Annotated in this window: 9 protein-coding genes; all 9 read left to right on the top strand. The window is 63.5% G+C overall.

Annotated elements, in window-relative coordinates:
• Positions 1-153 precede the first annotated feature (153 nt).
• Complete coding sequence (locus tag BGP02_RS12130) at positions 154-3,915, top strand: nitrate reductase subunit alpha (RefSeq protein ID WP_268567827.1); 3,762 nt, start codon at positions 154-156, stop codon at positions 3,913-3,915.
• Positions 3,912-5,438 (top strand): nitrate reductase subunit beta, encoded by a 1,527-nt coding sequence (gene narH / locus BGP02_RS12125; protein ID WP_286798597.1) that lies wholly within the window; start codon positions 3,912-3,914, stop codon positions 5,436-5,438. The genes BGP02_RS12130 and narH overlap by 4 nt, the downstream gene beginning before the upstream one ends.
• Before the next feature lies 1 nt (position 5,439).
• Entirely contained in the window at positions 5,440-6,165 is a 726-nt protein-coding gene (narJ, locus tag BGP02_RS12120; protein ID WP_017234419.1) for a nitrate reductase molybdenum cofactor assembly chaperone, read from the top strand.
• 24 nt (positions 6,166-6,189) lie between these two features.
• The gene (gene narI / locus BGP02_RS12115; RefSeq protein ID WP_017234420.1) at positions 6,190-6,873 is read left to right on the top strand and encodes a respiratory nitrate reductase subunit gamma; all 684 of its coding nucleotides are present in this window, start codon (positions 6,190-6,192) and stop codon (positions 6,871-6,873) included.
• Positions 6,874-6,946: 73 nt separating this feature from the next.
• Positions 6,947-7,750, top strand: coding sequence for a peptidylprolyl isomerase (locus BGP02_RS12110; RefSeq protein ID WP_017234421.1), 804 nt, complete (start codon positions 6,947-6,949; stop codon positions 7,748-7,750).
• 10 nt (positions 7,751-7,760) lie between these two features.
• Positions 7,761-9,029, top strand: coding sequence for an MFS transporter (locus tag BGP02_RS12105; protein WP_017234422.1), 1,269 nt, complete (start codon positions 7,761-7,763; stop codon positions 9,027-9,029).
• Positions 9,030-9,111: 82 nt separating this feature from the next.
• Positions 9,112-10,023: a LysR family transcriptional regulator gene (locus BGP02_RS12100; RefSeq protein ID WP_017234423.1), complete on the top strand. Its 912-nt coding sequence runs from the start codon at positions 9,112-9,114 to the stop codon at positions 10,021-10,023.
• A gap of 187 nt (positions 10,024-10,210) precedes the next feature.
• The gene (locus tag BGP02_RS12095) at positions 10,211-11,353 is read left to right on the top strand and encodes a porin (protein ID WP_017234424.1); all 1,143 of its coding nucleotides are present in this window, start codon (positions 10,211-10,213) and stop codon (positions 11,351-11,353) included.
• 25 nt (positions 11,354-11,378) lie between these two features.
• The gene (locus tag BGP02_RS12090) at positions 11,379-12,749 is read left to right on the top strand and encodes an MFS transporter (protein ID WP_286798595.1); all 1,371 of its coding nucleotides are present in this window, start codon (positions 11,379-11,381) and stop codon (positions 12,747-12,749) included.
• Positions 12,750-12,964 lie beyond the last annotated feature (215 nt).

The raw sequence follows: 12,964 nt of genomic DNA, 5'->3' as shown, positions 1-12,964 counted from the left end.
GGAGAATAATCGCCTCGTATTCGAAGACCCGACTGCGCAGTCGTTGCCTTAAGCCGGCGGGAACCGCCCCCCAACACTTCGGAATCGTGTGGCGTTCCCGCTTTCGCTCGCCTGTCGGCGCAGTCTTGCGCCGACTCATGCCAGGGAAACGCCATGAGTCATTTCGTTGACCGTCTTCGTTTTTTCACGTCTTCACGTCCCCAGTTCTCCGAGGGGCACGGCGCCACGACCGATGAAGACCGCCACTGGGAAGACGCTTACCGTCAACGCTGGCAATTCGACAAGATCGTGCGCTCGACGCACGGGGTCAATTGCACCGGGTCCTGCTCCTGGAAGGTGTATGTCAAAGGCGGCATCGTCACTTGGGAAACGCAGCAGACCGATTACCCCCGCACACGCCCTGACATGCCGAACCATGAGCCACGTGGCTGCTCGCGCGGCGCATCGTACTCCTGGTATCTCTACAGCGCCAATCGTCTCAAGTATCCGCTCGTGCGCAGCGCACTCGTGTCGCGCTGGCGCGACGCGCGCAAGTCGCTCGCGCCGGTCGAGGCGTGGGCCTCCATCGTGGAAAACGAGGCGTCACGCCGTGCCTATCAGGCCCGTCGCGGCCTCGGTGGCTTTGTGCGTGCCTCGTGGGACGAGGTCAATGAGATCGTTGCCGCCGCCAATGTCTACACGGTCAAGCGCTATGGCCCGGATCGCGTCACCGGCTTTTCGCCGATTCCGGCGATGTCGATGGTGTCGTATGCCGCGGGCGCGCGTTATCTGTCGCTGATTGGCGGCGTCTGCCTGAGCTTCTACGACTGGTACTGCGATCTGCCGCCGGCCTCGCCGCAAACGTGGGGCGAGCAGACGGACGTGCCTGAGTCGGCCGACTGGTACAACTCGACGTTCATTGTGATGTGGGGCTCGAACGTGCCGCAGACGCGCACGCCGGACGCCCACTTCATGACCGAGGTGCGCTACAAGGGCACCAAGATCGTGTCGATTTTCCCCGACTACGCGGAAGGGGCGAAGTTCGGTGACCTGTGGCTGCATCCGAAGCAGGGCACCGATGCCGCGCTGGCGCTCGCCATGGGACACGTGATCCTCAACGAGTTTCATCTGGCCGGCAAGAGCGATTACTTCATCGACTACTGCCGACGCTTCACGGACATGCCGTGTCTCGTTCGGATGGTCAAGCAGGGCGACGGCTACGTGCCGGAGCGCCAACTGCGCGCGGCCGACTTCGACGGCGCGCTGGGCCAACCGCACAACGCCGACTGGAAGACGGTCGTGATCGATGAGCTGAGCGGTGATTTCGTCGCGCCGGTCGGCTCGATCGGTTATCGCTGGGCACAGGGCGACGACGCCAACCAGGGGAAGTGGAACCTGCGCGAAGAGGGCCCCGATGGCAAGCCCATCCAGCCGTGCCTCACGCTGGTGAAGGGCCACGACGAGGTCGTGCCCGTGCTCTTTCCCTATTTCGGCAACCAGCCTCATGCGCATTTCACCTGCACGTCGCACGCCTCCGTGCAGCGCCGCAATGTCGGTGTGCGCCGCATCCAGACCACCGAAGGCGAAGTGCTGGTGGCAACCGTCTACGACCTGTTCATCGCGAACTACGGGCTCGATCAGGGCCTCGGCGGCGAACACATCGCCCACACCTACGACGACGATGTGCCCTACACCCCGGCGTGGCAGGAAGCGATCACCGGCGTCAAGCGGGAAGACGTGATTTCGGTGGCCCGCCAGTTCGCCGAGAACGCGCACAAGACGCAGGGCAAGTCGATGGTCATCATCGGGGCCGGTATCAATCACTGGTTCCACATGGATATGTCGTACCGCGCGATCATCAATATGCTGGTGATGTGCGGATGCATCGGGAAATCCGGCGGCGGCTGGTCGCACTATGTCGGCCAGGAAAAGCTCCGCCCGCAAACGGGCTGGACGCCGCTTGCGTTCGGGCTCGACTGGCACCGCCCGCCGCGCCAGATGAACGCAACGTCGTACTTCTATGCGCACACGGACCAGTGGCGTTACGACAACAGCGATCCGTCGGGCTTGCTCTCGCCGCTTGCTGATAAGACGCCGTTCCACGGACGCCCCATTGACTACAACGTGCGCGCCGAGCGCATGGGCTGGCTGCCGACGGCGCCTCAACTGCAGACCAATCCGCTCGATGTCGGCCGCTCGCTGCCCGACCCGTCGAAGGCGGGCCAGTATGTGGCGAACGCCCTCAAGGACGGCACGCTGCGCATGGCGTGTACCGACCCGGATCACCCCGACAACTTCCCGCGCAATCTGTTCGTGTGGCGCTCGAATCTGCTCGGGTCGTCAGGCAAGGGGCATGAGTACTTCCTGAAGCACCTGCTGGGCACCACGCACGGCGTGCAGGGCGAAGATATCGGCAAGAGCCACGGTGCCCGTCCGGAAGAAGTCAAATGGCGCGACGAAGCGCCCAAGGGAAAGCTTGACCTGCTCGTGACGCTGGACTTCCGGATGTCCACCACATGCATGTATTCCGACATCGTGCTGCCCACCGCCACGTGGTACGAGAAGGACGATCTGAACACGTCCGACATGCATCCGTTCATTCACCCGCTCTCGGCCGCCGTCGATCCGGCGTGGCAGGCGCGCAGCGACTGGGAGATCTTCAAGGGCATCGCGAAGCGCTTCTCCGAATTGTGCGACGGCCATCTCGGCAACGAGACGGACGTGGTGCTCGCGCCCATCGCGCACGATGCCCCCGGCGAACTCGCGCAACCGTATGAGGTGAAGGACTGGGGCGCGGGGCAGTGTGACCCGGTGCCGGGCAAGACCGCGCAAGGCGTGGTCGTCGTCAAGCGCGACTATCCGAACACCTACCGTAAATTCACGTCGCTCGGCCCGTTGATGGATTCGCTCGGCAACGGCGGCAAGGGCATTCAGTGGGAGACGCACGAGGAGATCGACCTGCTCGGGCAGCTCAATTACAAGGTCTCGGAGGCCGGGGTTTCGAACGGCAGGCCGCGCATCGAGTCGGCGCTCGACGCCGCCGAGGTCATTCTCACGCTTGCGCCCGAGACCAATGGCGAGGTGGCCGTGCGGGCTTGGCAGGCACTCACGAAAGTTACCGGCCTGTCGCACAAGCATCTCGCCGAAGCCCGCGCCGACGAGAAGATCCGCTTCCGCGATATTCAGGCCCAGCCACGCAAGATCATTTCGTCGCCCACCTGGAGCGGGATCGAATCGGAGCACGTGTCGTATAACGCCGGTTACGTCAATGTCCATGAACTCGTGCCTTGGCGCACGCTGAGCGGACGCCAGCAGCTCTACCAGGACCATCCGTGGATGCGGGCGTTCGGCGAATCGCTGTGCGTCTACAAGCCGCCCATCGACACGGGCAGCTATGCGCACATGCTCGGCCAGCGCAGCAACGGCAATCCCGAAAAGGTGCTCAACTTCCTCACGCCGCACCAGAAGTGGGGCATCCACAGCACCTACACCGACAACTTGCTGATGCTGACCATGTCGCGCGGCGGACCGATCGTATGGATGTCGGAGGCCGACGCGCGCGAGTTGGACATCGTGGACAACGACTGGATCGAGTGCTTCAACGCGAACGGGGCGTTGTGCGCCCGTGCCGTGGTGAGTCAGCGGATTCCAAGCGGGGCCGTGATGATGTACCACGCGCAGGAGAAGATCGTGAATACGCCGGGCTCGGAGATCACCGGCACGCGCGGCGGCATTCACAATTCGGTCACGCGCATCAGCGTCAAGCCGACCCATATGATCGGCGGGTACGCCCAGCTTTCGTACGGCTTCAACTACTACGGCACTGTCGGCTCGAACCGCGACGAATTCCTGGTAGTGCGCAAGATGAATCGTATCGACTGGCTCGACGATACCGCCGACCAGGTGCTCGTGCCCCCGACCGGAGAACGCCAATGAAAGTGCGTGCGCAGATTGCCATGGTGCTCAATCTGGACAAGTGCATCGGCTGCCATACCTGTTCGATTACGTGCAAGAACGTCTGGACGAGCCGCGAAGGCATGGAATACGCCTGGTTCAACAACGTCGAGACCAAGCCGGGCATCGGCTATCCGAAAGACTGGGAGAACCAGAAACGCTGGCGCGGCGGCTGGACGCGCAAGGCCAACGGCAAGCTCGAACCGCTGCAGGGTGGCAAGCTCAAGCTGCTCGCCAGCATTTTCGCCAATCCGCATCTGCCGGAGATCGACGATTATTACGAGCCGTTCACATTCGACTACGGTCATCTGCAGACCGCCTCGGATGCGAAAGCCATGCCGGTGGCGCGGCCGCGCTCGCTGGTCACCGGCGAGCGCATGGAGAAGATCGAGTGGGGACCGAACTGGGAAGAGATTCTCGGCGGCGAGTTCGCCAAACGCTCGCAGGACTACAACTTCGAAGCGGTGCAGAAGGACATCTACGGCCAGTTCGAGAACACCTTCATGATGTACCTGCCGCGCCTGTGCGAACACTGCCTGAACCCGGCGTGTGTCGCATCGTGCCCCTCGGGCTCGATCTACAAGCGCGAGGAGGACGGCATCGTGCTCGTCGACCAGGACAAGTGCCGCGGCTGGCGCATGTGCGTGTCGGGTTGCCCGTACAAGAAGATCTACTACAACTGGCACAGCGGCAAAGCCGAGAAGTGCATCTTCTGCTACCCGCGCATCGAAGCGGGGCAGCCGACCGTCTGCTCGGAGACGTGCGTGGGCCGCATTCGCTATCTCGGTGTGCTGCTCTATGACGCCGACCGCATCAGCGAGGCGGCGGGTGTTGCCGACGAGAAAGACCTGTACGAGTCGCAATTGTCGGTCTTCCTGGACCCCAACGATCCGGCGGCGATCGCGCAGGCCAGGCTCGACGGCGTGCCCGATGCGTGGATCGAAGGCGCCAAGGCGTCACCGGTCTACAAGATGGCGGTCGACTGGCGCATCGCGTTCCCGCTGCACCCGGAATATCGCACCCTGCCGATGGTCTGGTACGTGCCGCCGCTCTCGCCGATCAACGCCGCGGCCAACAGCGGCGATCTCGGCATGAACGGCGCGCTGCCCGACGTGGCGTCGCTGCGCATTCCGCTGCGCTATCTCGCGAATTTGCTGACCGCCGGCGACGAAGCCCCGGTGAAGCTAGCCCTTGAGCGCCTGCTCGCCATGCGCGCGTTCATGCGCGCACGGCACGTCGACGGCGTGCAGGCCGACGACGTGCTGGCCCAAGCGGGTCTGTCCGTCGCTCAGGTGGAGTCGATGTACCGGTATCTGGCGATTGCCAACTACGAAGACCGGTTCGTGATTCCGACTGCCCATCGCGAATACGCCGAGAACACGTTCGACATGCATGGCGAATGCGGTTTTTCGTTTGGCAACGGATGCTCGTCGGGCAACGACACAGGCAACCTGTTCAACCCGGTCAAGAAGAACAAGCGGACCATTCCGATTCAGGAGATTTGAGATGTCCGCCTCCGATACCCCCCTCGGCTTGCAGTGCCGCCTGCTCGGCGCACTGCTGCATTACCCGGACGACGAAGTGGCCCTCGCATTGCCCGAGATCGAGCAGACGCTGCTGGGCAGTCCGCGCATTGGCGGCGCCGCGCGGCGTGAGCTCGACGCGTTCTTTGCCTACTGGCGCGAGCGCGATTTGCTCACGTTGCAGGAGAACTACGTGGCGCAGTTCGACCGTGGCCGCGTGACGTCGCTCTACCTGTTCGAACACGTCTACGGCGAGTCGCGCGATCGCGGGCAGGCGATGGTCGACCTCATGCAGACCTATGAGCGCAGCGGCATCTATCTGGCGCCCGGCGAACTGCCCGACTATCTGCCCGCGTTTCTCGAATACGTCGGGGTCCTGCCGGAGTCGGAAGGCTTGGCGCGTCTGAAGGACATCGAGCATCTCCTGCAGGCCATCGATGCCGGGCTCGCCAAACGCGGATCGCCCTATGCCGGACTCACGCGCGCGCTGCTCTGGCTGAGCGGTGCAACCGCGGCGCAGCGCGAGACGCAGACGCCGCCCGAACACGTCGACGATGCGTCGCATATTCCGCGTGCGGCGGACTACGATGCCATCGACGCCAGCTATCAGGATGCCCCGGTGCGCTTCATGGGCGCGGGCCATCCGAGCGGGCAGGGCAATACCGTCGGTGAACCGATTCAGTTCCATGCGCGCCGTCCCGGGCGCTGAGTTCGGAAAGCAAGGAGTGTGACCATGCAAGCTTTCTTTCATCAGTTTCTGTTTGGCATCTATCCGTACATTTGCCTGACGGTGCTGCTCATCGGCAGCCTGATCCGCTTCGACCGCGAGCAGTATTCGTGGAAGAGCGATTCGTCGCAATTGCTCAAGCACGGCATGCTGCGCCTGGGCAGCAATATGTTTCACTGGGGCGTGCTGGTCGTCGTGGCCGGGCATTTCGCCGGATTCCTGGCGCCGCACTGGCTCGTTTCGCCGTTCCTGAACGCGTCGCAGCACCAGTTGATCGCGATGGTGGGTGGCGGAGCCGCGGGCGTGGTGGCCATCATCGGCCTGACGATCCTCATCGCCCGTCGCATCGGCACGCCGCGCGTGCGTGCCACGAGCCGCACGTGGGACATTGTCATCGTGTTCATGCTCTGGATTCAGCTCGCGCTCGGACTCGGCACGGTGTTGCTCTCCATGCGGCACATGGACGGCGCGATGTTCGAGCAACTGACCGATTACGTGAAAGGCATCGTGACATTCCAGCCGGGCGTGGCGACCTTGCTTGAAGGCGTGCCGCTGACCTATCGCGCGCATATCGCGCTCGGCTTCACGATCTTCCTCGTATCGCCGTTCACGCGCATGGTGCACATCTGGAGCGGTCTGGCGTCCGTGGTCTATTTGATCCGCCCGTATCAATTGGTGCGCAAGCGCTGAGGCGCGGCGTTAATGGTTGCACCTGAACGTCGATAAGCGTCGAATAACGTCCCTACGGCCAAGGACCCTCAACATGCAAACCTTGTTGGCAGATGCCCGCGCGCCGCTGCGCGTGAACGGTGTCGAGATCCCCACGAGCGCCATCGACGAGGCGGCGGCAGAACTTGCCGACGCGCCGATCGCCGGCGCCGATCCGACGGCCGATGCCGAGACGATGGCCCGCTACGCGCTCGCGATCCGCGAGTTGGTGCGCCAGCGTGCCGTCGAGTTGGGGCTGCCCATCGACGCCGACCGGCCCGACGCGATGGCCGATGCGGTGTTCGCGAAGGAAGTCGCGACGCCCGTGGCCACCGCCGAGGAATCGCGTCGTTATTACGAGCAGCATCGCGATCGCTTCACCAGCGGCGAACTGGTGCACGCCAGCCATATTCTGTTCGGTGTGACCGGTCGAGCACCGCTCGCGCTGGTGCGCGCCAAGGCGGAAGAGACGCTCAACGCGATCCTGCAAGCGCCCGACCAGTTCGAAACGATGGCGGCGGAGCGGTCGAACTGTCCGTCCGCGCAGGTGGGCGGGAGCCTTGGCCAGCTCGAGCGCACGAGCTGCGTGCCGGAGTTCGCGCAAGGCATTTTCGGTTCGGACGAGATCGGCGTTCTGCCGCGGCTGATCAAAACCCGCTTCGGCTTTCATCTGGTGCGAATCGATCACCGGGTGCCGGGTGCGCTGATTCCGTTCGAGGCCGTCCAGGACGACATCGCCACGATGCTAACGGCGCAGGTGCGCCTGCGCGCCACGCGTCAGTACGTGCAACTGCTGGCCGCGCAAGCCGACCTGGAAGGCGTGACGTTTGCGAGCGCCGACGGGCCGCTGGTCCAATAAAGGAGAAGGGATGGATATCGCACGCGTTGCCGCATCGCCATCGGTTGCCGGCAATCTGCCCGCGCCGGGCGCCAAGGCGTACTCGGTGTTGTTCGCGAGTACGTTCGCATTTCTCGTCTGTTTCGTGGTCTGGATGATGTTCGGCGTGCTGGGCATCCAGTTGCGCGAGGACCTTGGCCTGAACAGCACAGAATTCGGTCTGCTCACGGCGACGCCGGTGCTGACTGGCGCAGTGATGCGCCTGCCGCTCGGGATCTGGACGGACCGCTTTGGCGGGCGCCTCGTGATGACCGTGTTGCTGGTGACGTGCGCGATTCCCGTGTATGTCGTCAGCTACGCGACGCAGTTGTGGCAATTCCTCGTTATCGGGCTATTTCTTGGGTGCGTGGGCGCGTCGTTCGCCGTCGGTACACCCTATGTCGCGCGCTTCTTCCCGCCGGACAGGCGCGGATTCGCGATGGGCTTTTTCGGGGCAGGCACGGCCGGGGCGGCCGTCAACCTGTTCATCACGCCGAGCTTGGAGGCGGCGTACGGCTGGCGTGCGGTCCCACGCATCTATGCGGTCGTGCTGCTCGTCACGGCAGTGATCTTCTGGCTGGCGTCCGCGCCAGACCCGGGCGCGGGGAAGAAGGGCGGTTCGATCCTGGCGTCGTTCAAGGTTCTGAGCAATGCACGCGTATGGCGGTTGTGTCAGTACTACTCGATCACCTTCGGCGGGTTCACGGCGTTGTCGCTATGGATTCCCCAGTATCTCAAGGCCGAATACGGCATGACAGTGGTGATGGCCGCGGCGGTGGCGGCCGGTTTTTCGCTGCCCGGCTCGGTGCTGCGCGCGGTCGGTGGCGTGCTCGCCGACAAGTTCGGCGCGCACGCGGTCACGTGGTGGTGCCTGTGGGTGGCTTGGATCTGCCTGTTCCTCCTGTCGTATCCGAAGACCGATTTCGTGATCTACACGATCCAGGGACCGCAAACGTTCCACATCAGCGTATCCGTGGTGGGATTCGTGATGCTCGCGTTCGTGCTGGGTGCCGTGTTCGCTTTCGGGATGGCCTCGACGTTCAAGTACGTGGCGGACGAGTTTCCCGAGAACATGGGCGTCGTGACCGGTATCGTGGGGTTGGCGGGTGGCCTGGGCGGGTTCCTGCTGCCGATCCTGTTCGGCGCGCTGCTCGACATCGTCAAGATTCGCTCAAGTTGTTTCATGCTCCTTTATGGCGTCGTTTGGGTCTCGCTGATCCTGATTTATATCTCTGAAGTGCGACGCGCGAGGGTGATGTAGGCGGGCAGGGGTGGCGTTCGTGGGCGACGGGAGCGGCTATCTATACAATTCACCTCCATAAGAAGATGAGAGGTATGGAGCGATGGATAGTGTAGAGAACGTGCGAGCGTTCCTCGCGGTGGCCGACATGGGCAGCTTCACCGCGGCCGCGCGCAGGCTCGACGTGTCGGCGCCGGTGGTGACCAAGCGGGTCAGTGCGCTGGAAAAAGAGCTCAAGGTGCTGCTTTTCCAGCGCACCACCCGCAGCCTCACCCTGACGGCCTCGGGACGCGACATGCTGGGCGCAGCGCGCGAATTCCTGGCCGCCTACGAGCGACTGTCCGAACGCGCCGTGGTCGATGAACGCTCGCTTGGCGGGCGTTTGCGCGTCAAGGCACCTGCATCGTTCACTAACCACTTCCTCGGCAGGCTGCTCAACGCGTTCTTCCTGTCTCATCCCAAAGCCAGCATCGAGCTGCAACTGGCCAACCGCGCCGTCGACCCCGTGCTCGAGAACTTCGATTTCGTGATCACGGGCCTGCCCGTGACCTACGAGGGCGTCGAAGCATTCCCCTTGTGTCCGTTCAAGCGCCACGTCTACGCGTCGCCCGATTATCTGGCGCACCAAGGCACCCCCGAGCATCCGTCCGACTTGCCCGGCCATCGCTGCCTGCTCTACTCGTACCAGAACACCGTGCGCACGTGGACGTTTACCGATGCGCGTGCCGGCGACATCCAGGTCACTGTCGACGGTGGCTTCGCGACCAACGACATCGACGCCATGCACAACGCCTGCGTCGACGGCATGGGCGTGGCGATCCTGCCGCGCTATCGGGCGCGCGACAGCGTTCTGGCGGGTCGGCTGGTGCAGATTCTTCCGGGGTTCGGACTACCCGACTACTGGATCAAGGTGTTGCGTCCAGCGAACCATCACAATCCCAAACTGTTCCATGCGCTGCTGGATTTTCTCGTCGAAGGACTGGCGAGGCTGAAGGCGCAAGGGACCGACCTGTGAGCCCCGCCGCCGTATCGCTTGCCTCGCCCTGAGGGCGCAGCGCGATTATTTCCAAATCGCGTGTTCTGAACTTCCACTCCGCTGCTATGTCTGCGCGCCCCGTTCGGCCATGATCTGGCCGACCGGTGTACGGCATGCCCGATGCCCGGCGACATCCGACAGAAAATAAGAGATATAGGAGACAACCTTGAAGCACTGGATCGCTTGTCTGCCGCTCGCGGCATGCTCGCTGAGCGCGTTTGCGCAAAGCAACGTCACACTCTATGGCGCGGTCGACGCCGCCATGACCTACGTGAACAACACTGGCGGCAGCTCGGCCTGGCAGGCCGCGAGTGGCGGGCGCGCCGGTGACAAGTTTGGCTTGCGGGGTGTCGATAATCTCGGGGGTGGCCTGTCGGCCATCTTCACGCTCGAAGCCGGCTTCAACATCATGAACGGCACCGCGCAACCGGCCAACACGTTGTTCGGACGTCAGGCGTTCGTCGGTCTGTCCGACGCGCGACTCGGTACGCTGACCATCGGTCATCAGTACTCGATGACCAACGACTACTTCGTACCGCTGTCCACCTCGTTCATGTTTGCCGGGGGACTTGGCGCGACGTTGGGCGACATCGACGGCTCGTGGAACTACAACAAGATCAATAACGTCGTCAAATACGAGAGTCAGACCTACGGCGGTCTGAAATTCAGCACGATGTTCTCGTTCGGGAATGCGGCGGGCGATTTTGCCAAGGACCGGACGTACGGCGCAGGCGCTTCGTACACGAGCGGTGGCCTGTTGATCAGCGGTGCGTACATGAACATGCGCACCCCCGGCACGTCGATCTTCGGCGCGACGAGTGCGGCACAGCCCGGTGCCGCCTATAGCAACCCGGTCACCAACCCGATCTTCCAGAACTACGTCACGGCCACGAGCCAGCAGGTCGTCGGCGGTGGGGCGAAATACACGTGGGGTCGTTCGCAGGTCTCGGCCATGTACGAGAACGTGCGCTTTCTCGACATCGTGCGCACTGCGGCCAACCCATCGGCACCGCCCAACGCTGTCTTCAACAACTATCAGATCAACTACGGCTACAACCTCTCGGCGAACACAATGGCTGGCGTCGGTTACCAGTACAGCTTCGCGCCGGGTGGGCATTATCAGTCCGTCGAAGGCGGGGCCGCCTACAATTTCTCCAAGACCACCTACGTTTACGGAATTCTCGTCTGGCAGCACGCAAGCGGGCACGATTCAACGGGCAAGGCCGCCGTGGCCGACATCTTCGGGTTGAACGCGTCGACAACCCCCAACCAATTGGCCGTGCGCGTCGGATTGCGCAAGCTGTTCTGACGATATCGAAGGGGCCTGAACTCGCATGTCAAAGACTACTCATCTTCCGAACGCCCATTCGCCGCTCGATCTTCAGTCGTTCCTCGATGGACGCCGAATGTCGCGGCTGCAGTGGCGCGTCGTCGCCCTGTGCTTTCTGATTGTCGCCATTGACGGCATCGACATCGGACTGGCGGCATACATCGCGCCTTCGGTGCGGCGCGAATGGGGCCTGTCGGTGGCGCAACTCTCACCGATCTTTCTGTCGGCGCTGCTCGGCATGATGGCCGGCTCACTGGTGTTCGGACCGCTGGCCGACCGGCGCGGTCGCCGGCTCGTGTTGCTCGCGTCGGTCGCCACCTTCGGCCTGGCGACGTTGGCGACACTGTTCGCAACGAACGTTACCGAACTGTCGATCCTGCGCTTCGTCGCCGGCGCGGGCATCGGGGGGGCTTCGCCTGCCGCCGTCACGCTCACGGCCGAGTACGCGTCGGGCAAGCGCAAGCTGTCCATCATCACCTTGATGATGTGCGGCAACTCGATGGGGTCCGCCGTCGGCGGCGTGGTGGCCGCGCAGATCATCGATCGGCACGGCTGGCACGCCATGGTGCTCGTGGGTGGCGTGTTGCCGCTGTTGTTGTTGCCGGTCTTGTGGGCGCTGCTGCCCGAGTCGATGCGTTTTCTCGCACTGCGCCGCCCGCATGAGCAGGAGCGCCTCCGCGCGCTTGGACGCCGAATCGCGCCCGATGACGTGACGTTGCAGACGACCTTCGTTGCCCTTGAGACGAAGCCGAGCCGCTCGCCGGTGCGCGAGTTGCTGGTGGCGCCTTATGCGCGCGGCACGTTGCTGTTGTGGGCGACCTTCTTCATGGGACTGTCCGTGCTGTACTTGATGGCAAGCTGGCTGCCGACCATCATCACCAACGCCGGTGGCTCCATGCGCAACGCGGCACTCATCACCGCGCTGTGGTCCATCGGCGGTACGACCGGCGGTTTGCTGCTGGGACGCGTCATGGACAGTGCCAAGCCGACACGCGTACTGGGCGTGGCCTATGCCGTGGCCTTCGTCACCGTGATTTGTGTTGGCCAGACATTCGGCAAAGTTGCCATGCTCGCGCCGCTCGTATACCTGGCGGGTGTTTGCATCAGCGGCACGCAGGTTGGCCTCAACGGCCTTGCGGCGACGTATTACCCGACGGCGAACCGTGCCACGGGCGTGGCCTGGGCGACGGGCATTGGTCGCTTCGGCTCGATGCTGGGCTCCAGCATCGGCGGCATATTGCTCGGTTCAGGCATGGCGTATCCCGTGCTGTTCCTGATCGTCGGCATTCCCGCCTTGCTTGCCGCCTGCTGCATGTTTGCGATGCCACCGCTCCGGCGCGAGCCGGTACCGGTGCTGACGCCCGTGACGCGCTGAACGCGCGGCCCCTTTATCGACAACTGGACAAACGACTCATGGTATTTCCCGGCCCGGCGTTTCTGGCGCTCTGGAATGACGTTGCGCCCCAGCATGCGCAGGAATACAACCGCTGGCACATGCGTGAGCATGTGCCGGAACGCGTCGGCATCGACGGCTTCATCGAAGGGCGACGCTACCGGCACGCGGCGTCGGGGCAACGGGAATACTTCACC

This window comes from Pandoraea sp. 64-18 (assembly GCF_001899225.1).
Lineage (GTDB): Bacteria > Pseudomonadota > Gammaproteobacteria > Burkholderiales > Burkholderiaceae > Pandoraea > Pandoraea cepalis.
The sequence above is the reverse complement of the archived record's forward strand: the minus strand, read 5'-3'. Positions and strand labels throughout refer to the sequence as shown.

Bases quoted from the DNA above. Each gene is read 5' to 3' on its own strand.
- BGP02_RS12130 (WP_268567827.1), top strand. From the start codon at position 154: ATGAGTCATTTCGTTGACCGTCTTCGTTTTTTCACGTCTTCACGTCCC.
- narH (WP_286798597.1), top strand. From the start codon at position 3,912: ATGAAAGTGCGTGCGCAGATTGCCATGGTGCTCAATCTGGACAAGTGC.
- narJ (WP_017234419.1), top strand. From the start codon at position 5,440: ATGTCCGCCTCCGATACCCCCCTCGGCTTGCAGTGCCGCCTGCTCGGC.
- narI (WP_017234420.1), top strand. From the start codon at position 6,190: ATGCAAGCTTTCTTTCATCAGTTTCTGTTTGGCATCTATCCGTACATT.
- BGP02_RS12110 (WP_017234421.1), top strand. From the start codon at position 6,947: ATGCAAACCTTGTTGGCAGATGCCCGCGCGCCGCTGCGCGTGAACGGT.
- BGP02_RS12105 (WP_017234422.1), top strand. From the start codon at position 7,761: ATGGATATCGCACGCGTTGCCGCATCGCCATCGGTTGCCGGCAATCTG.
- BGP02_RS12100 (WP_017234423.1), top strand. From the start codon at position 9,112: ATGGATAGTGTAGAGAACGTGCGAGCGTTCCTCGCGGTGGCCGACATG.
- BGP02_RS12090 (WP_286798595.1), top strand. From the start codon at position 11,379: ATGTCAAAGACTACTCATCTTCCGAACGCCCATTCGCCGCTCGATCTT.